Annotated in this window: 19 protein-coding genes and 1 tRNA gene; 8 read left to right on the top strand and 12 right to left on the bottom strand. The window is 59.4% G+C overall.

From position 1 onward, the window contains the following. Window position 1 precedes the first annotated feature (1 nt). Both Q0903_RS12485 and Q0903_RS12480 read left to right on the top strand, forming a co-directional pair. Window positions 2-1,003 (top strand): sterol desaturase family protein, encoded by a 1,002-nt coding sequence (locus tag Q0903_RS12485; RefSeq protein WP_299415735.1) that lies wholly within the window; start codon window positions 2-4, stop codon window positions 1,001-1,003. Next, window positions 1,000-2,088 (top strand): acyltransferase, encoded by a 1,089-nt coding sequence (locus Q0903_RS12480; protein WP_299415732.1) that lies wholly within the window; start codon window positions 1,000-1,002, stop codon window positions 2,086-2,088. The genes Q0903_RS12485 and Q0903_RS12480 overlap by 4 nt, the downstream gene beginning before the upstream one ends. Here Q0903_RS12480 and ccoS read toward each other — a convergent pair. From ccoS to Q0903_RS12425, 11 genes are all read right to left on the bottom strand, one after another. Beyond that, complete coding sequence (gene ccoS / locus Q0903_RS12475; RefSeq protein ID WP_299028055.1) at window positions 2,085-2,225, bottom strand: cbb3-type cytochrome oxidase assembly protein CcoS; 141 nt, start codon at window positions 2,223-2,225, stop codon at window positions 2,085-2,087. The two genes, Q0903_RS12480 and ccoS, sit on opposite strands and share 4 nt — an antisense overlap. Then, entirely contained in the window at window positions 2,222-4,345 is a 2,124-nt protein-coding gene (locus Q0903_RS12470; protein WP_299415729.1) for a heavy metal translocating P-type ATPase, read from the bottom strand. Before Q0903_RS12470 ends, ccoS begins: the two co-directional genes overlap by 4 nt. After that, on the bottom strand, window positions 4,342-4,794 hold the full coding sequence (locus Q0903_RS12465) for a FixH family protein (RefSeq protein WP_299028060.1): 453 nt from the start codon (window positions 4,792-4,794) through the stop codon (window positions 4,342-4,344). The genes Q0903_RS12470 and Q0903_RS12465 overlap by 4 nt, the downstream gene beginning before the upstream one ends. Continuing rightward, entirely contained in the window at window positions 4,791-6,197 is a 1,407-nt protein-coding gene (gene ccoG, locus Q0903_RS12460) for a cytochrome c oxidase accessory protein CcoG (RefSeq protein WP_299415726.1), read from the bottom strand. The genes Q0903_RS12465 and ccoG overlap by 4 nt, the downstream gene beginning before the upstream one ends. A 119-nt stretch (window positions 6,198-6,316) precedes the next feature. Next, window positions 6,317-7,180: a cytochrome-c oxidase, cbb3-type subunit III gene (ccoP, locus tag Q0903_RS12455; protein WP_299415724.1), complete on the bottom strand. Its 864-nt coding sequence runs from the start codon at window positions 7,178-7,180 to the stop codon at window positions 6,317-6,319. Then, window positions 7,173-7,403 (bottom strand): cbb3-type cytochrome c oxidase subunit 3, encoded by a 231-nt coding sequence (locus tag Q0903_RS12450; protein ID WP_299028068.1) that lies wholly within the window; start codon window positions 7,401-7,403, stop codon window positions 7,173-7,175. Before Q0903_RS12450 ends, ccoP begins: the two co-directional genes overlap by 8 nt. Window positions 7,404-7,414: 11 nt before the next feature. Next, window positions 7,415-8,146 carry a cytochrome-c oxidase, cbb3-type subunit II gene (ccoO, locus tag Q0903_RS12445; protein WP_299028071.1) on the bottom strand — a complete coding sequence of 244 codons (732 nt, stop codon included), beginning with the start codon at window positions 8,144-8,146 and terminating at the stop codon, window positions 7,415-7,417. Between the two features lie 9 nt (window positions 8,147-8,155). Continuing rightward, a complete protein-coding gene (ccoN, locus tag Q0903_RS12440; RefSeq protein ID WP_299028074.1) occupies window positions 8,156-9,766 on the bottom strand; it encodes a cytochrome-c oxidase, cbb3-type subunit I in 1,611 nt (536 codons plus the stop codon). Window positions 9,767-9,875: 109 nt separating this feature from the next. Further along, on the bottom strand, window positions 9,876-10,607 hold the full coding sequence (fnrL, locus tag Q0903_RS12435; protein ID WP_299415720.1) for a transcriptional regulator FnrL: 732 nt from the start codon (window positions 10,605-10,607) through the stop codon (window positions 9,876-9,878). 170 nt (window positions 10,608-10,777) lie between these two features. Further along, window positions 10,778-12,181 (bottom strand): UdgX family uracil-DNA binding protein, encoded by a 1,404-nt coding sequence (locus tag Q0903_RS12430; protein ID WP_299415717.1) that lies wholly within the window; start codon window positions 12,179-12,181, stop codon window positions 10,778-10,780. Continuing rightward, window positions 12,178-13,413, bottom strand: coding sequence for a putative DNA modification/repair radical SAM protein (locus tag Q0903_RS12425; RefSeq protein WP_299415714.1), 1,236 nt, complete (start codon window positions 13,411-13,413; stop codon window positions 12,178-12,180). The genes Q0903_RS12430 and Q0903_RS12425 overlap by 4 nt, the downstream gene beginning before the upstream one ends. A 106-nt stretch (window positions 13,414-13,519) precedes the next feature. On the opposite strand from Q0903_RS12425, the gene Q0903_RS12420 reads away from it, so the two are divergent. Together Q0903_RS12420 and Q0903_RS12415 are read left to right on the top strand one after the other, a co-directional pair. Then, complete coding sequence (locus Q0903_RS12420; RefSeq protein WP_299028086.1) at window positions 13,520-13,966, top strand: CreA family protein; 447 nt, start codon at window positions 13,520-13,522, stop codon at window positions 13,964-13,966. 114 nt (window positions 13,967-14,080) lie between these two features. Then, window positions 14,081-15,223, top strand: a complete 1,143-nt coding sequence (locus Q0903_RS12415; protein ID WP_299415711.1) for a lytic murein transglycosylase — start codon at window positions 14,081-14,083, stop codon at window positions 15,221-15,223. A 206-nt stretch (window positions 15,224-15,429) separates the two neighbouring features. Here the strand turns inward: Q0903_RS12415 and Q0903_RS12410 are convergent. Continuing rightward, window positions 15,430-15,504 (bottom strand) — tRNA-Thr (locus Q0903_RS12410). Window positions 15,505-15,600: 96 nt separating this feature from the next. Between Q0903_RS12410 and Q0903_RS12405 the strand changes: the two genes are divergently transcribed. From Q0903_RS12405 to hisD, 4 genes are all read left to right on the top strand, one after another. Next, window positions 15,601-15,798 (top strand): hypothetical protein, encoded by a 198-nt coding sequence (locus tag Q0903_RS12405; RefSeq protein WP_299028092.1) that lies wholly within the window; start codon window positions 15,601-15,603, stop codon window positions 15,796-15,798. A 3-nt stretch (window positions 15,799-15,801) separates the two neighbouring features. After that, on the top strand, window positions 15,802-17,073 hold the full coding sequence (gene murA, locus Q0903_RS12400) for a UDP-N-acetylglucosamine 1-carboxyvinyltransferase (protein ID WP_299415707.1): 1,272 nt from the start codon (window positions 15,802-15,804) through the stop codon (window positions 17,071-17,073). Continuing rightward, a complete protein-coding gene (locus Q0903_RS12395) occupies window positions 17,070-17,540 on the top strand; it encodes a DUF2948 family protein (protein WP_299028098.1) in 471 nt (156 codons plus the stop codon). The genes murA and Q0903_RS12395 overlap by 4 nt, the downstream gene beginning before the upstream one ends. 181 nt (window positions 17,541-17,721) lie before the next feature. Beyond that, complete coding sequence (gene hisD / locus Q0903_RS12390; RefSeq protein ID WP_299415704.1) at window positions 17,722-19,023, top strand: histidinol dehydrogenase; 1,302 nt, start codon at window positions 17,722-17,724, stop codon at window positions 19,021-19,023. The last annotated feature ends 7 nt before the right edge of the window (window positions 19,024-19,030 follow it).

Genomic DNA, 19,030 nt, shown 5'->3' with positions numbered 1-19,030 from the left:
CATGGATTTATTGCAGCAATTCTTCACCACACTCGTCATGAGCTTTACCGACCTCGGGTCGCGTCTGGCGGTGTTCTATCTGTGCATCACCGTGCTGATCGTCGCTGTTTTGTGGATTATCCGCGGGCGGCCCAAGACCTTTGTATCCTATTTGCTGCCCAAGGAAGTCTATCTGCACAAATCCAATATCGTGGATATCAAGATATTCTTCTTTAACTCTGTTTTGTCGGCGGGGGGCATATTTGCTGCCGTGACCATGACACCGCTGATGACTGTTGGTGTGCTGAACGCGTTGATCAATGCCACGGGCGGCTCGATCGCGCTGGTGGATATGACGTGGGCCAGACTGGCGCTGGCGACACTGATTATGATCCTGACGCTGGATTTCTGCAAATACTGGGCGCACCGTCTCCACCACGAGGCAGCGATCCTGTGGCCCTTTCATGCGCTTCACCACTCGGCCGAGATCATGACGCCGCTTACTGCTAACAGGAACCATCCTGTGTTCCTGATCCTGCGCGCGTTGCTTTATACGGTTGTTGTCGGCACGGTTCAGGCGCTGATGTTGTTCTTGCTGATGGGCAAGATCGAGATTCTCACCATCGGAACGGTGAACGCGGGTTATTTCATCTTTAACGCCTTCGGCTCGAACCTGCGCCATAGCCATGTCTGGCTCAGCTACGGGCCAAAGCTTGAGCATGTGTTCATCTCGCCCGCACAGCACCATGTTCACCATTCGATTGACCGCAAACACTACAATAAGAACTATGGCGAAGTTTTTGCGATCTGGGATCTGATGTTCGGCACGCTCTATGTCCTGCGTGAGCATGAGCGGCTGGAATTTGGCCTGTCGGACGCCCATGGAGAGCGGATCGAGCAGCCTTATCCCAACCTGCGCTCGGCTCTTTTGCATCCCTTCGCAGACAGCTGGCGCGCGCTGTGGAAAGGCACCTCACGCGATCCCGAAGCGGCCCCTGCATCCGAACAGAGCCCTGTAGCATGACGCGCGGCCTGTCGATCTGGCTGGATGCGCTGCGGGTCTGGGCGACGATCATCGTCGTTTTGTCCCACATAGCATATCCGCGCTTCACCCGTGGCGACTACATCTTTATGCGCGAGCTTAATTTGGGCAGCGACAGCGTGATCGTGTTTTTTGTGATCTCTGGTCTGGTCATCGCCTATGCGGCGACCCGCGACCAACAGCTATCTACCTATGCGTTCAACCGTCTGACGCGACTGATGTCGGTGCTGGTGCCTGCGCTGCTGCTGACGTTTGTCTTTGACCAACTGGGCCAGCGCATCGGGCCAGAGGCCTACACCTCCTTTTACAATCCCGCGCCATTAGGCGAGCTGCTTCTGCGTGGCTTGTCCATGTCCAACGAATGGGGCGCGCTGGAGCGGATACGCCTCGGCTCCAATGGCCCGCTGTGGTCGCTTAGCTATGAGGCGGGGTATTATGTCCTGTTTGCGCTGGCGTTCTTTCTTACAGGCGCGCGGCGTGCTGTGTTGCTTTGTGCTGCGATCTGGCTGATCGGCCCGCGGGTTTTGCTGCTGATGCCTGCGTGGCTGATGGGCGTGTGGCTGTGGCATTGGGTGGCATCTGGCGGACCCGCACGGCTCGGCCATGCCCGTGCCCGCGCGTTCGCTTGGGGTGGGCCGCTGATCTATGTGCTGTGCCAATGGGCGGGTGTGCCTGACCTGCTGGCGGGTATCACAGCCGATGCACTTTCTCCCTACAACTACCGCGCCGTTCTGGCCTTTTCGGACGAGACGCTTTGGAATGCGCTGCTGGGTGGTTTGGCGGCAATGCACATCATGGGCATGGCGCGATTGCTGCAAGGCTATGAGGGCGCGCATCCGCGTATCCGCTGGTGGGCCGGTGCCAGTTTCTCGATCTATGTTACCCATTACCCCGCTTTGCACCTGATCGACGCGGCATTTCCCGCCGAAACGCTGGCGCGTGACGGTCTGCTGGTCGCAGGATCGCTGATGGTGGGACTGGTCTTTGCCCAAGTGTTCGAAAGGCGGATCAAAGGCCTGCGTGCGTGTCTTTTGGACGCGTCATCGGCCCTGCGCAGACCTGCCTAATCGTCGTCGAGCAGGATACGCGCGGCATTGCCGCTGGCATCGTCATACTGGTCTGACTTTACCGTCCAGATAAAGGCTACCAGACCTGCGGCCCCCAGTATCAGCGAGATGGGGATCAGGATCACAAGAATATTCATCGTACGTACCTCATCCGTTGGGCATTTAGCAGTACAGTAAGTGACGAGGCCGACATTGCCAAGGCAGCGACCAGCGGTGTGGCCAGCCCTGCAATGGCAAAAGGCACAGCAATCACGTTGTAGATCGTCGCGATGGTAAAGTTCTGCTTGGACAGATCACGTGTCGCCCGCGCGATACGCAATACCAGCGGCAGATCGGCAAAGCTGTCGCGCAGCACGATCACATCTGCCGCACTGCGTGACGCCTCCAGCGCCGCCGATGGCGCGATAGAGGCATGCGCGCTGGCAAGGGCTGCTGTGTCATTCAAACCGTCCCCGATCATCAGCGTATGCGCGCCGTTTGCTTTCAGCGCATCCAGACGGGCCAGCTTGTCTTCTGGCGTGGCTTGGGCGGTCACAGGCAGGTTCAGGCGCTGGGCCAGTGCATTGGCAGGGGCAGGGGCATCGCCTGTCATGATCTCGGCAGGCAGGTCGAGCTGGGCGAGCGCCTCTGTCACACCTGTCCGAAGGGCCTCTGGTGCCTCGATCGCGTGGGCGGGGGCATCGGCAATGCGCAGACCAAGCCCCGAAAAACCAGCGCCCAACCACCCTCCGCGTCCCAGACGCACAATCGTATCGCCGAACATGGCCTGCACGCCACTGCCCGCGATTTCCTGAATGTCGGTCAGCTCGGCGGCGGGGGTATCTTCCAGCGCTCGGGCCAACGCGCGCGACAGCGGGTGATACGAGGCCTGCGCCAGCGCCTTGGCGATCTGGCGCTCGGAGGTGGAAAAATCCTCGGGCAGCACAATCGAAGGGCGGGTCAACGTGCCGGTTTTGTCAAATACGATATGATCTACCTCGGCCAACCGCTCCAGCGCGGTGGCGTGTTTCACCAGAAATCCCGCGCTGAACAAGCGGCTGATTGCAGCGATCGAGACTGCAGGCACGGCCAGCCCCAGCGCACAGGGACACGTAATAATCAGAACAGCCACAGCGATATTGATCGCATGGCGCAGATCGCCCGTGGCCAGATACCAGCCCAGAAAGGCCACAAAGGACAGGATATGCACGCCGGGTGCATAGAGCGATGCCGCCTTGTCGGCCAGCGCGGTATAGCTGTTGCGCCCGTTTTCGGCAGTTTCGACAAGGGCGGCCATGCGGCGCAGGGTCGTATCCTCGCCGACGGCTGTGGCGCGTATCCGCACAGGTGCGGCCAGATTAACCTCGCCTGCGCGAAGGCTGTCCCCATAGGCGGCCTGCATTGCGGCACTCTCGCCCGTCAGGAACGAACGGTCCATGAGTGCTGCATCCGATAGCAATGTGCCATCCACAGGCACCCGCGCCCCTGCCGGTACGCTTACTTCGTCGCCCACAGATAGGTCGGATACGTTGATCTCCTCGGCGTGGTCGCCCTTGATACGGGTCGCGGTATGCACTTCCAGCGCGGTCAGTTCTTTCGCGGCAGAACGTGCGGCGCTGCGCGTCTGGTGATCCAGATACCGCCCGATCAGCAGAAAAAAGGTCAGCGCCACAGCAGCATCGAAATAGGCGTGTTCGCCGCCGTGCAATGTCTCGTAGAGCGAGCTGCCCGCAGCCAGCCAGATTGCCAGCGAAATGGGGACATCCATGCTCAAACGCCGCGCCCGCAGCGCCATCCATGCGTTCGAGAAAAACGGCTGACCCGCATAGGCGATCACAGGCAAGGCGATCAGCGCGGAGATAAGGTGAAACAGATCGCGTGTGGCATCTGCCGCGCCTGACCAAACGGCCACTGACAGCAGCATCACGTTCATCATCGCAAAGCCGGACACAGCCAGCCGCGTCAACAGCCCGCGCCCCACATCGTCGCGCGCGACTTTCAGTGCGGCGCTGTCCAGGGGATAAATCTCGAACCCAAGATTTTGCGTCGCTTCCAGCACCGCATCAGCCGCCACAGGGCCTGTCACCGTCAGACGCTTCATCGACAGGTTCACCCTGACGGAGATAACGCCTTGCAGATGGGCAAGGCCCCGTTCGATCTGGCCGATACACGCGGCGCAGTGGACGCCAGGCACCGAAAACTGCTGGCCGGGGCCGTTTGCGGCCTCCATCGCCATGGGCGCGCCCGCAACGCAGGCAGGGCAGGCGGCGGCTGTCATGGCAGCGACCGTACGATTACGCGTTGCTGGAACAGGGTGCCATCCGCACCGCGCGCGCGCAGCCGCAGGTTCCAGTTGCCCTCACCACCGTTAACAGTTGCGCGCAAGGCGGTACCGTCAAAGGTGAACTCGGGGGACTGGTCTTGCTGTACACTGGTTGCACGCCCGAAGATCGCAGTTTCAATTTCAGGGGCGATGGGTGTGCCGTCTTTTACAATGTTCAACGTCAGATCGTTGCCTTGCAACGTGGCCGACACGTCCCAGTTCAGCGCCAGCTGTGTCGCACGATCCTCGTCAAACGACTGGCTCGCCACGTAGGAGTTTTTGACCTCCAGCCCCGGAAACGTACGCACGGCGTTGTAGGCCAGCAAGAGGTTCACGGAAACGATAATGCTGAATGCAAAGACGAAGATGCTGGCCACATGCCAGCCTTTGATTTCGGTGATCATTGGTCTCTCCCGTTGAAGGTAGTGTTCTGGCTGGCGCGGTCACCCGTTTCAAGGTCTTCGACCCACAGGCGCAGCGCGGTTGTGTCGTCAGAGGCCGCGGGGTCTTGTGGACGCGCTGTGACAAAGACCTGCTGATTGATGGTGCTGTCCGCAGGGACAGTCACGCTCAGACCCTGATTTCGGTTTGGCACTTCAATGCGCAGGATGGCATCGCTGGTCAGGCTCAGGTGGAATTCGCGGTCATCGCCCGATTTGTTGCGCAGCCGCACGTCATAGATGTTGCGGATGGAACCGTCCGATTGCAGCACGTATTGCGGATTGCGCACAGGGCTGACCGTCAACTCGATGTCCGAGCGGATGAACAGCGCATAGACCAGCGCCATACCGATAGAGGCCCACATCATGGTGTAGATGATTGTGCGCGGACGGAAGATGTGACGCCAGATGGATTTGGGCGCACCACCCGCCCGTTCGGCGGCTTCATCGGACAGGGCCATATAGTCAATCAGGCCGCGGGGCTTGCCGATCTTGTCCATCACATCGTCACAGGCATCGATGCACAGCGCGCAGGTGATACACTCCATCTGCTGTCCATCGCGGATGTCGATGCCCGCAGGGCAGACGTTCACGCAGGCCATACAATCAATGCAGTCGCCTGTTGTGTTGTCATGCGCTTTGCCGCGTGGCTCTCCGCGCCAGTCGCGGTAGGCGACAGTGATGGTGTCAGGGTCCATCATAGCGGCCTGAATACGCGGCCACGGGCAGGCGTAGTTGCAAATTTGCTCGCGCATGAAACCACCAAAGACAAAGGTGGTCGCGGTCAGAATGGCGATGGTGATGTAGGCCACAGCACTTGCTTGCAGGGTGAACAGATCCACCAGCAGGGTAGGGGCATCTGCAAAATAGAACACCCACGCACCGCCCGTTGCCATGGCAATCACCAGCCAGACAACCCATTTGACGATGCGCAAACGCCATTTGCGCAGGTCCCACTTGGCGTGGTGCAGGCGCACCCGCGCATTGCGGTCGCCCTCGATCCACCGCTCGACCAATATAAACAGGTCCGTCCAGACGGTCTGTGGGCAGGTATAGCCACACCACACACGCCCCAACGCCGAGGTGAACAGGAACAACCCCAACCCCGCCATAATCAAAAGGCCCGCAACGAAATAGAATTCATGCGGCCAGATTTCGATCCAGAAAAAATAGAAACGACGGCTTGCCATGTCGATCAGCACCGCCTGATCCGGCAAATTCGGGCCGCGATCCCACCGCAGCCAAGGCGTCAGATAATAGATGCCCAGCGTCAGGCCCATAATCCACCACTTGAGATTACGGAATTTGCCTTTCACCCGACGGGGGAAAATCGGTTCGCGGGCGCTGTAGAGTGATGGTGTAGACATGAAAGTTCCCTTTGTGGCCTCTCAGCAGTAGATCGCGGCGCGGGACACTGCCTTGATCTGAATCAAAAATGCCCCCGTGAAGGGGGCATTGTCTATTTTGTCGCAGGGTGAGGGAAGCGTTATTCGCCGCCGCCCAGATTATGGACATATACCGCCACCGCGCGCACGTCTTCGTCCGACAGGCGCTGGCCCCATGCAGGCATCTGGCCAAAGCGTGAATAACGCACGGTATGGGTCAGTGTTTCGGTGTCACCTCCATAAAGCCAGATCGCATCGGCAAGGTTGGGCGCGCCCATGTCCTGATTGCCCAGCCCCTCGTCGCCGTGACAGGCCGAACAGTTATCGGCAAAAAGTTCGGCACCGGCAGCGGCCAAGGCAGGATCCTGAGCAGGGGCAGACAGGCTGCTTACGTAACTGACCACAGATGTGATTTCCTCGTCGCTGAGAATTTCGCCAAAGGCGGGCATCTCGGACCAGCGGGCATCGTCATCGGTATCGTTGCGGATACCGTGATCAATCGTCATTGCGATGTTGGTCACGTCACCGCCCCACAGCCAGTCATTGTCGCGCAGGTTGGGATATCCCTTTGCACCCGCCGCACCAGAGCCGTGGCACTGGCTGCACTGCGCGCGAAAGACCGCGCCGCCGCGTGCGACTGCATAGCGGTGCAGATCATCGCCCGGTTGCAGGGCTGGCAACTCGACCGCCAGCAATTCGGTGACCAGTTCGCTGTTTTTGGCCTCGTGGGCTGTGATATCCTCGGCCACTTCGGCGCGTGTGGAATACCCCAGCAGCCCCGTTGTGGCCCCCGAAATCATCGGCCATGCGGGATAGGCGATGGTATAGCCAACGGCCCAGACGATGGTGGCATAGAGCGTCCACAGCCACCAGCGTGGCAGCGGGTTGTTCAATTCGCGGATGCCGTCCCATTCATGGCCGGTGGTTTCCACGCCTGTGGTTTCGTCAACCTGTTTATCAGTCATGGGTCAGTGCCTCCAGTTTGGCGCTTGCACTGGCACAGGCGCAATCCGCGCAGGCGTTTGTGCAATTGGGGGTATCGTTGCGAAAAGGGATCATGCTGGCGTCCTCGCGGTTGTGGCTTTGGCTGGGCAGAAATGCCCAAACCGCCGCACCAGCGAAAAACCCGAACATGGCCAACAGAACCCAGCTGTCTGCGATTTGTCTAAGGAGTGAATAGGTATCCATTTTGCTGTCTCCTATCGGCTTGCATCAGGGGTGAAGGTGGAAAAGTCGACCATGGTCCCCAGAATCTGGAGATACGCGATCAGCGCATCCATTTCCGTGACACCCGGCTGGCCGTCAAAGTTGGAAATGGCCGCACCGGGATAGCGCTCTTCCATACCGTCCACATCGAAATCACCATCAGGATCGGCCTGCGCCTGAAAATCCTCATAGGCGGCTTCGATCTGCTGGTCGGTGTAGGGTACGCCGACAAAACGGTGCGTCGACATCAGCTCGCCCACATATTCGCCGTCGATCTTGGTGCTGGCGAGGAATGCGTATTTGGGCATGATGCTTTCGGGTACAACCGATTGCGGGTCCATCAGGTGGTCCAGATGCCAGCCGTCCGAATAGCGCCCGCCGACACGCGCCAGATCAGGCCCAGTGCGTTTGGAGCCCCACTGGTGCGGGTGGTCGTACATCGATTCCGCCGCCAGTGAATAGTGGCCATACCGCTCAACCTCGTCGCGCATCGGGCGGATCATCTGGCTGTGACAGACATAGCAGCCCTCGCGGATGTAGATATCGCGGCCCGTCAGCTCAAGCGGGGAGTAGGGGCGCACGCCCTCCACTTCCTCGATTGTGTTTTCCAGCCAGAACAGAGGCGCGATTTCCACGATCCCACCGACCGTCACTGTCAGCAGCGAGAAGGTGAGAAGCAACGTAGGGCTGCGCTCGAGGATGGCGTGTTTATCAAGAAATGCCATTTTTATATCCTATTCTGCTGGTGTTGCGTTGTAGCGGGCGGGCAGGGTCGCAGAGGCAGGGCTGCCTCCGCGGATGGTCATGAACATGTTCCAGCACATGATGACTGCACCAGAGAGGAACAACACACCCCCCAAACCGCGCACCACATACATCGGGAACTTGGCGCTGACCGTGTCGGCAAAGGAGTTTACAAGGAAGCCTTGGTCATCCACCTCACGCCACATCAAACCTTCCATAATACCCGACACCCACATGGAAGCGGCGTAGAGAACGATGCCCAGCGTCGCGAGCCAGAAGTGCCAGCTGATCGCCTTCATGGAGTGCATCTGCGGACGGCCCCAAAGACGTGGCGTCAGGAAATAGATACAGGCGAATGTAATCATGCCGTTCCAGCCAAGCGCGCCAGAGTGGACGTGACCGATGGTCCAGTCGGTATAGTGGCTCAGCGAGTTTACAGCGCGGATCGACATCATCGGACCCTCGAAGGTGGACATGCCGTAGAACCCGAGCGAGAGGACGAACATCCGCAGGATCGGATCGGTGCGCAACTTGTCCCATGCGCCTTGCAGCGTCATCAGACCGTTGATCATACCGCCCCAGCTGGGCATCCACAGGATGATCGAAAAGACCATGCCAAGTGTCGCAGCCCAGTCAGGCAAGGCGGTATAGTGCAAGTGGTGCGGACCCGCCCAGATGTACAAGAAAATCAGCGCCCAGAAGTGGATGATGGACAGTTTGTAAGAGTAAACCGGACGTCCCGCCTGCTTTGGCACAAAATAGTACATCATGCCTAGGAAACCCGCAGTCAGGAAGAACCCAACGGCGTTGTGGCCGTACCACCACTGCGTCATGGCATCCTGCACGCCCGAGAAGACCTGAACAGACTTGCTGCCCCAGATGCTGACAGGAATGGACAGGTTGTTGACCACATGCAGCATCGCAACCGTGACGATGAACGCCAGATAAAACCAGTTGGCGACATAGATGTGCCGTTCCTGCCGTTTGAAAATCGTGCCCATGAAGACAGCCAGATATGTTAGCCAGACAACAGTCAGCCACAGATCGACGTACCATTCAGGCTCAGCGTATTCTTTGGATTGTGTGGCCCCCAAAAGGTAGCCTGTCGCTGCCAGTACGATGAACAACTGATAGCCCCAAAAGACAAACCAGCCCGCATTGCCACCCCAGAGCCGCACACCGCTGGTGCGTTGCACCACGTAGAACGATGTGGCGATCAACGCGTTGCCGCCAAACGCGAAAATCACCGCGCTGGTGTGCAGTGGGCGTAGACGGCCAAAGTTTGCGTAGGGTTGCGCCCAGTCAAGGTTCAGTCCGGGAAAGGCCAGCTGAAACGCGATATACGTCCCCACCAGAAATCCGGCGATACCCCAGAACGCGGTGGCTATGACACCTGCCCGGATCACGCCGTCTGCGTACATGCCCTGCGGCGAAGCCATGATCGGCTCGTCCGTCTGACGCAAGACGCGGATAAACATGAAGGCCGCGATCAACATGATCAAAACGGCATGAAGCTGGTACGCAAGATCGCGCGCCCAGCTGCTGGCGATGGCCGCAAAAAGCGTCACACCTCCAAGGAGCAATAGTTTTACGTAGTTCATAGATGTCCCTCGCACTAGCAACACGCACGCGGCATGGCGCGTGTTGTTCTTACGAGAGGTTTAGGGCAGGTGGGCCGGACGATCTTTGATCTGGATCAAGAGGCTACGCTTACAGTGCAACTTGTATGTCTGTGTCGTCGCCTGTCGCAATTCGCAATGCTTTCAGGTTCTTGACCGCTACAAACTTGCGATCCGTGAACTCGATCACCCCCTCTTTTTTCAGGGCGTTGAAATGGCGGCTGACGGTTTCTAGGGTCAGACCCAGATAGTTGGCGATCTGGTCGCGCGTCATGCTGAGCGGAATCACCGATGTATTCGTGCCCGCCTCGCTGGGCGCGCGTCTCACCAGCATTTCGATGAATGTGGCAATCTTTTCACGCGCCGTTTTCCGCCCCAGCAGCAACATCCAGTCGCGTGCGGCATCCAGCTCGTCCAGCGCCAGTTCCATAATGCGCTGGGTCAGATGCGGCGTTGCCTGCATAAGCTGCTCGAACGGGGAACGTGCAAAACAACACAGGGTCACATCGGTGGTGGCGGTCACGTCAAATTCGATCTCGTCCCGTCCCGGACGGCCAATGAAATCGGACGGCAGCAACAGGCCCACCATCTGCGTACGCCCGTCTTCCAGCGTTTTGGACAACGCCGCGACCCCCGTCACAAGAGAGGCCACATACTCCAGCGGCTCACCGCGCCACAGAATCGTCTCGCCCGCAGAAAAACTACGGTAGCTTTTGATACTTTCGAGCGCACTCAACTCGTCAGCGTCGCAGTGGGAACAGACAGCACGATGGCGAATCGGGCAGTGGCTGCATTTGAAATCACGCAAGATCGGAAGTGTCATAATTTGATCTACATCAATGTTGGTCCCTAAGAATTGCAGTATACTGTTGCACGTGGAGGAAATCGACCAGTTTCGGCATTCCTGCGCCGTATCGCCGCGTCAGACGCTTTTTCCCGCGCAATGATGACAGTGCCAGATACCACTCCCGTTTAAACACTGAAACTAAAGCGCTATAGTGCAGATATCTCTTCTATCATTTGGGCTGCGAGCTGTAAGTCAGCGAGCAAAGCAGCACGCATCTGCGCGCTTTGATCGCTGCGCAGAATCGCCGAGGGATGCAGCGCGATCAGAACAGGCAGCCCGTCCAGCCCCTGCTCGACCCGTCCGCGCCGCTGCATGATTTGTGCGCCATTACCTGTCAGCGCCTGCGCGGCAGTTGCCCCCAGCGCCACAATCAGGGCAGGGCTTACCTGTGCGATTTCACGGGTTAGCCAGATGCGGCAGGCATCGATCTCTGATCGGTTCGGGCTTTGATGGATGCGGCGTTTGCCGCGGGGGGTGAATTTGAAATGTTTGACCGCGTTGGTCACATAGGCCGCCGAACGGTCCAGCCCCGCTTGGGCGGCAATCTCGTCAAATAACTGCCCCGCAGGGCCGACGAAGGGCTTGCCTGCCAAATCCTCGTGGTCACCCGGTTGCTCGCCGACAATCATCAGGGGCGCGTCCAGAGGGCCAGCGCCCCCCACTGCTTGCGTGGCCTGCGCGCCCAGTGGACAGCGCGCGCAACTGTGCAGGTCGTCTTGCCCCGCGCGTACAGGCAAACGCTCCAATATCCGCTCCGCACGGATCGGCGGCAGGGTAGGCGCATCTTTTTGCATCTGGCGCACCCGCGCTTCGGCCTGTGCGATCAGCCCCGGGATCAGATCAGCCTCTGGCAGGTTCTTCCAATATTTCTTGGGCATCTCAGACTGCATCGCTTTGATTTTCAGGCGCGCAGGATTGAAGATATTTGCGTAATACGTCCGCCACAGATCCTCGGTTTCATCGCTCAGGTCCAGCCGCTCGCTTGTGATTGATTCATGGCTCAGTTCCCCGCCCTCAAACCGCGTTGTGACCTCTGGCGTGACGATGACCCAATCCATATCCCCGAAACGTCGCGTAAAAAACGGCGCGATCAGTTCTTCAATGCGGTGATCCGGTTCAAACCAGCTCAGGAACTGGCGGCGGTTGGCGCCTTGCGGCGTGACCTCGCGAAACCGCACAAAAGCTTTCATCTTGTGCATATCGCGGCGGATGTTCTTGGCCCAAACCTCTAGCTGCTGCACCTGCGGGTCTGCCCGATTGCTCAACAGATTGCCGTTGCCGCGACAGCGCAGCAACACACGGTAGAGCAAATCATGCGCGCCTACAGCACGGCTTGCACAGACCAGCTTGGCCAGCTGTACAAATCCCCGCGGCACTGACATCTCACGGGCATCTGGCAGGGCGGCCCCGCCACCAAACAGGCCCGCCTCTGCGCCCTCCATCGCCCATTCTACGTCTTCGGGTGGCACGTCGTTGCTGGCCAGCGCGCGAGCGGCATCGCGCCACGCCTCAAAGGTGCCAAGGCGCGGCAACTGGGGCGCGTAGATCACAGCAGGCTCAGCTGCTCTGGCGGGGGGGCGAACCGCGCACGCAGATTTACGGCATCCGTTAACCCACCCGGCGACCAGTCGCGCGTGGTGATAAACGGCTTGGCCTTGTTCACCAGCGCGCCGATACGTTTCAGATCGCCAAAGCCCAAAGCGCCCGAGCGCCGTGCGGATAATATCCGCGCGACTGATTTCGTCCCGAACCCCGGCACGCGCAGCAACATATCGCGCCCCGCACGGTTCACATCCACCGGAAATACCGCACGGTTGGCCAGCGCCCATGCCAGCTTGGGGTCAATCTCAAGGTCCAGCATCCCGCCCTCTGCGGCCGAGGCGATCTCGTCCGCCTGATACCCGTAAAACCTGAGCAACCAATCCGCTTGATACAAGCGATGCTCCCGCGCCAGCGGGGGCTTGATCAGCGGCAATGCCGCCGTGCTGTCAGGAATGGGTGAAAAGGCAGAATAATAGACCCGCTTCAACTTGTACGAGCTGTAAAGCCTTGTGCTGCTTTGCAAAATCGTGGCGTCATTCGCGCCATCCGCCCCTACAATCAATTGCGTGCTCTGCCCTGCGGGCGCGAATTTGGCCGCGCGCCGTCCTGTATGGGTCTTCTCTTTGGCTGCCTGCTTGCGCAACTCGACCCGCCCCATCGCGCGGCGGATCTCGTGGGGGTTCTTTTCGGGCGCATAGGTATTGATACCTGCGTCCGTGGGCAATTCGATGTTCATCGACAGACGGTCCGCCAGCAGCCCTGCTTCCTCGATTAGCTCAGGGGCCGCATCGGGGATGGTTTTGAGATGAATGTAGCCGCGAAAGTGATGGTCATTGCGCAGGCTGCGCGCAATCCGCACCATGTCGGCCATCGTATCGTCGGGGCTTCTGATGATGCCTGACGACAAAAACAGCCCTTCGATATAATTACGCCGATAAAACTCGGTGGTCAGATGCACAACCTCCTCCACCGAGAATCGCGCACGCGGCACATTCGATGACACACGGTTGATGCAATAGGCGCAGTCATAGATGCAAAAATTTGTCATCAGAATTTTGAGCAGGCTAATGCATCGCCCGTCAGGGGCGTAGGCATGGCATATGCCCGACCCTTCGGTACTGCCCAGCCCCTTGCCATCTGCACTGCTACGCCGCGTGGTGCCAGACGACGCACAAGAGGCGTCATATTTCGCCGCATCGCTCAGCAACGCCAGCTTTTCTTTGAGGTTCATTTTTGCCATATGTTCTTATAATGTTCCACCGCTTGCGCTGGCAAGGGAATTACGTGTCCGGTTATTATTTCGCCTGCGGCGGAACATCGCAGGGTTTTGTGCGTTAGGGGGCATGATGAAAAAAATAATTGCCGCTGCCGCCTTCGCCCTTCCCTCAACCCTCGCTGCCGAGCAGGTCGGCAATGTCGATGTTGACTGGCTGGGGAATGACCTGATTATCGAGGCGCTTGCCGATCCGAAAGTGACAGGCGTGACCTGTCACGTGACCTATTTCGAGCGCGGTCTGATAGACCGTCTGCAAAAAGGCAACTGGTTCGAGGACCCTTCCAACTCGTCAATCTCTTGCCGTCAGACCGGCCCCATCACAGTGGGGGATATCAACCGCGATGATGAAGGGGAGGATGTGTTTACCAAGGGTCGTTCGATTGTTTTCAAATCGATCAAGGTGAAACGCATCTTTGACGAGGCCAACCAGACGTTGATCTATATCAGTCACGCCCGCGATGTGCAGAACGGGTCTGCGAAAATGTCCATGTCCACAGTGCCGCTGTACCAGCCCTGATCGCCTGTCATGCGTCGGCGAAGGGCCGCGTGGCCTCTCCTAATTCTGTTGCCATGCCCTGCCAATCAGCTAGCATAGTAGAAAACACAGGCGCACAACGCGGGGCAGCAGAACATGACAGTTTCACGGCGGAATTTCGGACTAGGCTTGGGCGCTCTTGCGCTTTCGGCATGTGGTGGGGCTGCGACATCGACCAGCAGTGTTCCGTCAGTGGGGCTCCCGCCTGATCTGCGCCCTACACCCAACGCAGGATACGACGCATGGGTCGCCAGCTTTCGCAGCCGTGCGGCATCGCGTGGCATTTCTTCATCAACACTCAACGCGGCCTTTCGCGGCACAGGTTATCTGCCCGGCTGCGTAAAGCGCGACCGCAACCAGACCGAATTCAAACGCAGCCTTGAGGATTACCTCTCCATCGCGGCCTCTGACGAACGTGTCAGCAAAGGCCGCGCGGCTTTTGCCCGCCAGCGCGGTACGCTTCAAACGCTTGAGGGCCGCTACGGTGTTGACGCGGAAATCATCTGTGCCGTCTGGGGGCTTGAAAGCTATTTCGGCGAGCGGCGCGGCAACGTACCCGTAATCTCGGCCACTTCGACGCTGGCCTATGACGGACGGCGCGGCGCGTTTTTTGAAAAGCAACTGATTGCGGCGCTGAAAATCCTTCAGAACGGCGATATCACGCCCGCCGGCATGACAGGATCATGGGCAGGGGCCATGGGCCACACACAGTTTATTCCCACATCTTACCAAGCGTTTGCGGTAGATTTTACAGGCGACGGTCGGCGCGACATCTGGTCCGAAGATCCTACCGATGCGTTGGCCTCCACCGCCGCTTATCTGCAACGCAACGGTTGGACCCGTGGCGTTAAATGGGGCGGCGAAGTGGGCAGTGGCGCGCCAAACGGTAGCATCATCCAGCCCCAGCGGGGCGGCCCGCGTTTTTCCGTGACCCGCAACTTCCGCGCGATCAAACGCTATAACAACTCTGACGCCTACGCGATCGGCGTGGGCCATCTGGCCGACCGCATCGGCGGTGCGGGCCCGCTGCGGGGCAGCTTTCCACCCGATGCAAACGGTCTGACAAAGGATGACCGCGTTGCCTTGCAAAAAGGCCTCACCGCGCGCGGCTTTGACACAGGCGGCAGCGATGGTGTGATCGGCCCCAACAGCGAAAAAGCGATCCGCGCCTATCAGGCCAGCAAGGGCTTGCCCACCACAGGCAAACCATCCCCGGAATTATTGCGCATATTGGGCTGAGACAAATAGTACGCTGCCCGCGTGTGGGTGGAAACAGGGTGCGTCCAGTCGGGCCATCGTGCCGCCGCATGCTGTCTGCCGGAACTGTCAGGGATTGATGGTGCTGTGAGGGAGGATTGAACTCCCGCACTCAGCGTACCCGCAGGGTGCGTCCAGTCTGGCCATCTTGCCGCCGCATGCTGTCTGCCGGAACTGTCATGGATTGATGGTGCTGTGAGGGAGGATTGAACTCCCGACCTCGTCATTACCAATGACGCGCTCTACCACTGAGCTACCACAGCGTTGGTAGGGCGCTCACTAACGGCAAAATCAATTCCGTGCAAGCCAAATTCCCGAGTAATCTGGACCCCGTGCAGCGCCTGCGCTAGACACATGCCATGGCAGACAAAGAGCACTCGCAAACACCGGCCCAATCGGCCAAAGCAGAAGAAGCTGCGCGCAAGCAGGCGCGGCTGTCTCAGGCGTTGAAGGCCAATATGGCCCGGCGCAAGGGGCAGGCGCGTGCGCGTGCGGCAGATGTGACACAGAGTGCTTCCACAGGCAGCGCGCAAGACGCAGAAAACAAGGAAACATAAGGCATGGACGCAATTCTGGTACGGGGCGGCGGGCCGCTCAAAGGATCAATCCCGATTGCAGGTGCGAAAAACGCCTGTCTCACCCTGATGCCTGCAACGCTGCTGAGTGAAGAACCGCTGACGCTGACCAATGCGCCGCGCCTGTCAGACATCCGCACCATGACCCAGCTTTTGCAATCGCTGGGTGCCGAGATTACTACGCTTCAGGAAGGCCGCGTGATTTCCATGTCTTGCCACGGTGCGATCAACACACGCGCCGAATACGATATCGTGCGTAAAATGCGCGCTTCTAATCTGGTCCTTGGCCCGCTCCTCGCACGCGAAGGCTACGCCGAGGTTTCGCTCCCGGGCGGTTGTGCCATTGGCGCACGCCCGATGGATATCCACACCGACGGGCTGGAAAAGATGGGCGCCAGCATCGATCTGCGCGATGGATATCTCTATGCCAAGGCGAGCGGCGGCCGCCTCAAGGGCGCAGTAATTGATTTCCCTTTCGCCTCGGTAGGGGCCACCGAAAACATCATGATGGCGGCCGCACTGGCCAAAGGCACCACCGTCATCAACAACGCCGCGCGCGAGCCAGAGATCGTCGATCTTGCAGATTGCCTGCGCCGCATGGGTGCGCAGATCGAGGGCGATGGCACCTCGACCATCACAATTCAGGGCGTTGACCGTCTGGGCGCTGCAACCCATCCCGTCGTCACCGACCGTATCGAGCTTGGTACATATATGCTGGCGCCCGCGATCTGCGGTGGTGAAGTCGAACTGCTGGGCGGCCGCATCAATCTTGTTGGCGCATTTTGTGAAAAGCTTGACGCTGCAGGCATCGAAGTCACCGAGACCGCCAAGGGCCTCAAGGTCAAACGCCGCACCGACCGCGTGCAAGCCGTAGATGTCACAACCGAGCCGTTCCCGGGTTTCCCAACCGATCTGCAGGCGCAGATGATGGCGCTGTTGTGCACGGCTGAAGGCACCTCCACGCTGGAAGAAAAGATCTTCGAGAACCGCTTTATGCACGCACCGGAACTGATCCGCATGGGCGCAAAGGTCGAAGTGCAGGGCGGCAAAGCCATCGTCACGGGCGTCGACAAACTTAAAGGCGCCCCCGTCATGGCCACTGATCTGCGCGCCTCCGTCTCGCTGATCCTCGCGGGCATGGCAGCACAGGGCGAAACAAAAGTCAGCCGCGTCTACCACCTTGATCGCGGATATGAACACGTCGTGACCAAACTCTCTGGCGTGGGCGCAGATATCGAGCGGATCAAAGACGAATGAGCACGGATGCACGTTTCGAGGACGGCGGAGAAGTCCCGCTCAACCTTGGCGCTCTGGACGGAGATGACCTCAAGATCATTTCGTCGCTGGCGCAGGATGCAGTCTTTCCCGCCTCCGAGATGCGCTGGCACCGCCGCGAAGGGCGCTTTGCCCTGCTGCTCAACCGCGTCCGTTGGGAGGATGACGGCGCCGCACGTCACGCGCCAGAGCGTGTGCAATCGGTGCTGATGTTCTCGAATGTCGTCTCAGTAGCTTCCCAAGGCGTGTCCAAGGGGGATGCCGATACGGTCCTGTCCTTGCTGCACATCGGGTTTGAGCAAACAGACCCCCCTTCGGGCCATATCATCCTTACCCTTGCCGGGGATGGCGCAATCCGTCTTGAGGTCGAGGCACTGGATGCCACGCTAAAGGACGTCACGCGCCCCTATGTCGCCCCCTCCAAAAAACGCCCTAGCCATCCAGACTGACACCTGCACCGCACAAAACCTGCGGGACCTTTGCCGATCATGCTGAGGTCCCTCAGCTTCTTTATTTTTCCTGTAAACTCAATCCCACAGACACCGCGCGCGCAAACGGCATCCTGCCGCACCCCTCTTGAGACCCGCAGCATTCCCCGCTAACCCCTGTCTCAACAGCAGGAGCCATCCCATGCCCGTATTTCTTGACGCCACAGCCCCCGATTTTGAGGCAGCCTTCACAACGCTTCTGAACGCCAAGCGTGAAGACAGCCCTGATGTGGATGCCGTGGTCGCAGATATCATTGCCGATGTGCGCAAGCGCGGGGACGCGGCGGTCATCGACCTGACAGCAAAATTCGATCGCATCACCCTTACGCCCGATACCCTGCGCATCACGGATGCCGAAATCGCTGCAGCGGTGGCACAGGTCAGCGCGCAAGATAAAGACGCCCTTGAACAAGCCGCCGCCCGCATCCGTGCCTACCACGCACGTCAATTGCCCGAAGACGCCGAATGGACGGATGACGTGGGGGCGACCCTTGGCTGGCGCTGGTCTGCGGTGTCCGCCGCAGGCCTCTACGTGCCGGGGGGGCTTGCCAGCTACCCCAGCTCGGTCCTGATGAACGCGATTCCTGCCAAAGTCGCGGGGGTGCAGCGCCTCGCCATGGTCGTGCCCACCCCTGATGGCATCCTCAATCCGCTGGTTCTGCTGGCCGCGCAAATCTCCGGCGTGGACGAAGTTTATCGCATCGGCGGTGCGCAGGCCGTTGCGGCACTGGCTTACGGCACTGATACCATCGCAGCCGTTGATAAAATTACAGGTCCCGGCAATGCTTTCGTCGCTGCCGCCAAACGCCGCGTCTTTGGCAAGGTCGGTATCGACATGATCGCAGGTCCGTCCGAGATTCTGGTGGTGGCAGATGCCGATAACGATCCCGACTGGATTGCCCTTGATCTGCTTTCACAGGCTGAACATGACGAAAGCGCGCAATCTTTGCTCATCACCACCGATGCGGCCTTCGGTAATGCTGTCGCCGCAGCCGTGGACAAACGCCTCGAAACGCTGCAACGCGCCCATATCGCGGGTCCTTCATGGCGTGACTTCGGTGCGATCATTACGGTGCCCGACCTCGCCACGGCCGCCGCTCTTACCGATCGCATCGCACCCGAACACCTTGAGCTTTGCGTGGCCGACCCGCATGCACTGAGCGCGCAAATCACTCATGCAGGCGCAATATTCTTGGGCCAGTGGACGCCGGAGGCCATCGGCGACTATGTTGGCGGCCCCAACCACGTGCTGCCCACCGCGCGCTCTGCACGGTTCTCGTCTGGCCTGTCTGTGCTGGACTTTATGAAGCGGACCACGCTGTCGCATATGACCCCCGCTGCCCTGCGCGCCATCGGCCCCGCCGCCGAACGGCTGGCAAGCTCCGAAAGCCTGGAGGCCCACGGCCTTTCGGTCACAGCCCGCCTGCGCAAACTCAACGAGTGATGCCGTA

The sequence above is a fragment of the uncultured Sulfitobacter sp. genome (assembly GCF_947502895.1).
Lineage (GTDB): Bacteria > Pseudomonadota > Alphaproteobacteria > Rhodobacterales > Rhodobacteraceae > Sulfitobacter.
Note: the sequence above shows the minus strand (reverse complement) of the source record. Positions and strands in the feature narration are given on the sequence as shown.

Coding starts and splice junctions, on each gene's coding strand:
- Q0903_RS12450 (WP_299028068.1), bottom strand. CDS start 7,403: ATGGATACCTATTCACTCCTTAGACAAATCGCAGACAGCTGGGTTCTG.
- Q0903_RS12395 (WP_299028098.1), top strand. CDS start 17,070: ATGAGCACGGATGCACGTTTCGAGGACGGCGGAGAAGTCCCGCTCAAC.
- Q0903_RS12415 (WP_299415711.1), top strand. CDS start 14,081: ATGACAGTTTCACGGCGGAATTTCGGACTAGGCTTGGGCGCTCTTGCG.
- Q0903_RS12485 (WP_299415735.1), top strand. CDS start 2: ATGGATTTATTGCAGCAATTCTTCACCACACTCGTCATGAGCTTTACC.
- ccoO (WP_299028071.1), bottom strand. CDS start 8,146: ATGGCATTTCTTGATAAACACGCCATCCTCGAGCGCAGCCCTACGTTG.
- ccoN (WP_299028074.1), bottom strand. CDS start 9,766: ATGAACTACGTAAAACTATTGCTCCTTGGAGGTGTGACGCTTTTTGCG.
- Q0903_RS12465 (WP_299028060.1), bottom strand. CDS start 4,794: ATGATCACCGAAATCAAAGGCTGGCATGTGGCCAGCATCTTCGTCTTT.
- hisD (WP_299415704.1), top strand. CDS start 17,722: ATGCCCGTATTTCTTGACGCCACAGCCCCCGATTTTGAGGCAGCCTTC.
- Q0903_RS12405 (WP_299028092.1), top strand. CDS start 15,601: ATGGCAGACAAAGAGCACTCGCAAACACCGGCCCAATCGGCCAAAGCA.
- fnrL (WP_299415720.1), bottom strand. CDS start 10,607: ATGACACTTCCGATCTTGCGTGATTTCAAATGCAGCCACTGCCCGATT.
- ccoG (WP_299415726.1), bottom strand. CDS start 6,197: ATGTCTACACCATCACTCTACAGCGCCCGCGAACCGATTTTCCCCCGT.
- ccoS (WP_299028055.1), bottom strand. CDS start 2,225: ATGAATATTCTTGTGATCCTGATCCCCATCTCGCTGATACTGGGGGCC.
- Q0903_RS12470 (WP_299415729.1), bottom strand. CDS start 4,345: ATGACAGCCGCCGCCTGCCCTGCCTGCGTTGCGGGCGCGCCCATGGCG.
- murA (WP_299415707.1), top strand. CDS start 15,802: ATGGACGCAATTCTGGTACGGGGCGGCGGGCCGCTCAAAGGATCAATC.
- Q0903_RS12425 (WP_299415714.1), bottom strand. CDS start 13,413: ATGGCAAAAATGAACCTCAAAGAAAAGCTGGCGTTGCTGAGCGATGCG.
- Q0903_RS12480 (WP_299415732.1), top strand. CDS start 1,000: ATGACGCGCGGCCTGTCGATCTGGCTGGATGCGCTGCGGGTCTGGGCG.
- Q0903_RS12420 (WP_299028086.1), top strand. CDS start 13,520: ATGAAAAAAATAATTGCCGCTGCCGCCTTCGCCCTTCCCTCAACCCTC.
- ccoP (WP_299415724.1), bottom strand. CDS start 7,180: ATGACTGATAAACAGGTTGACGAAACCACAGGCGTGGAAACCACCGGC.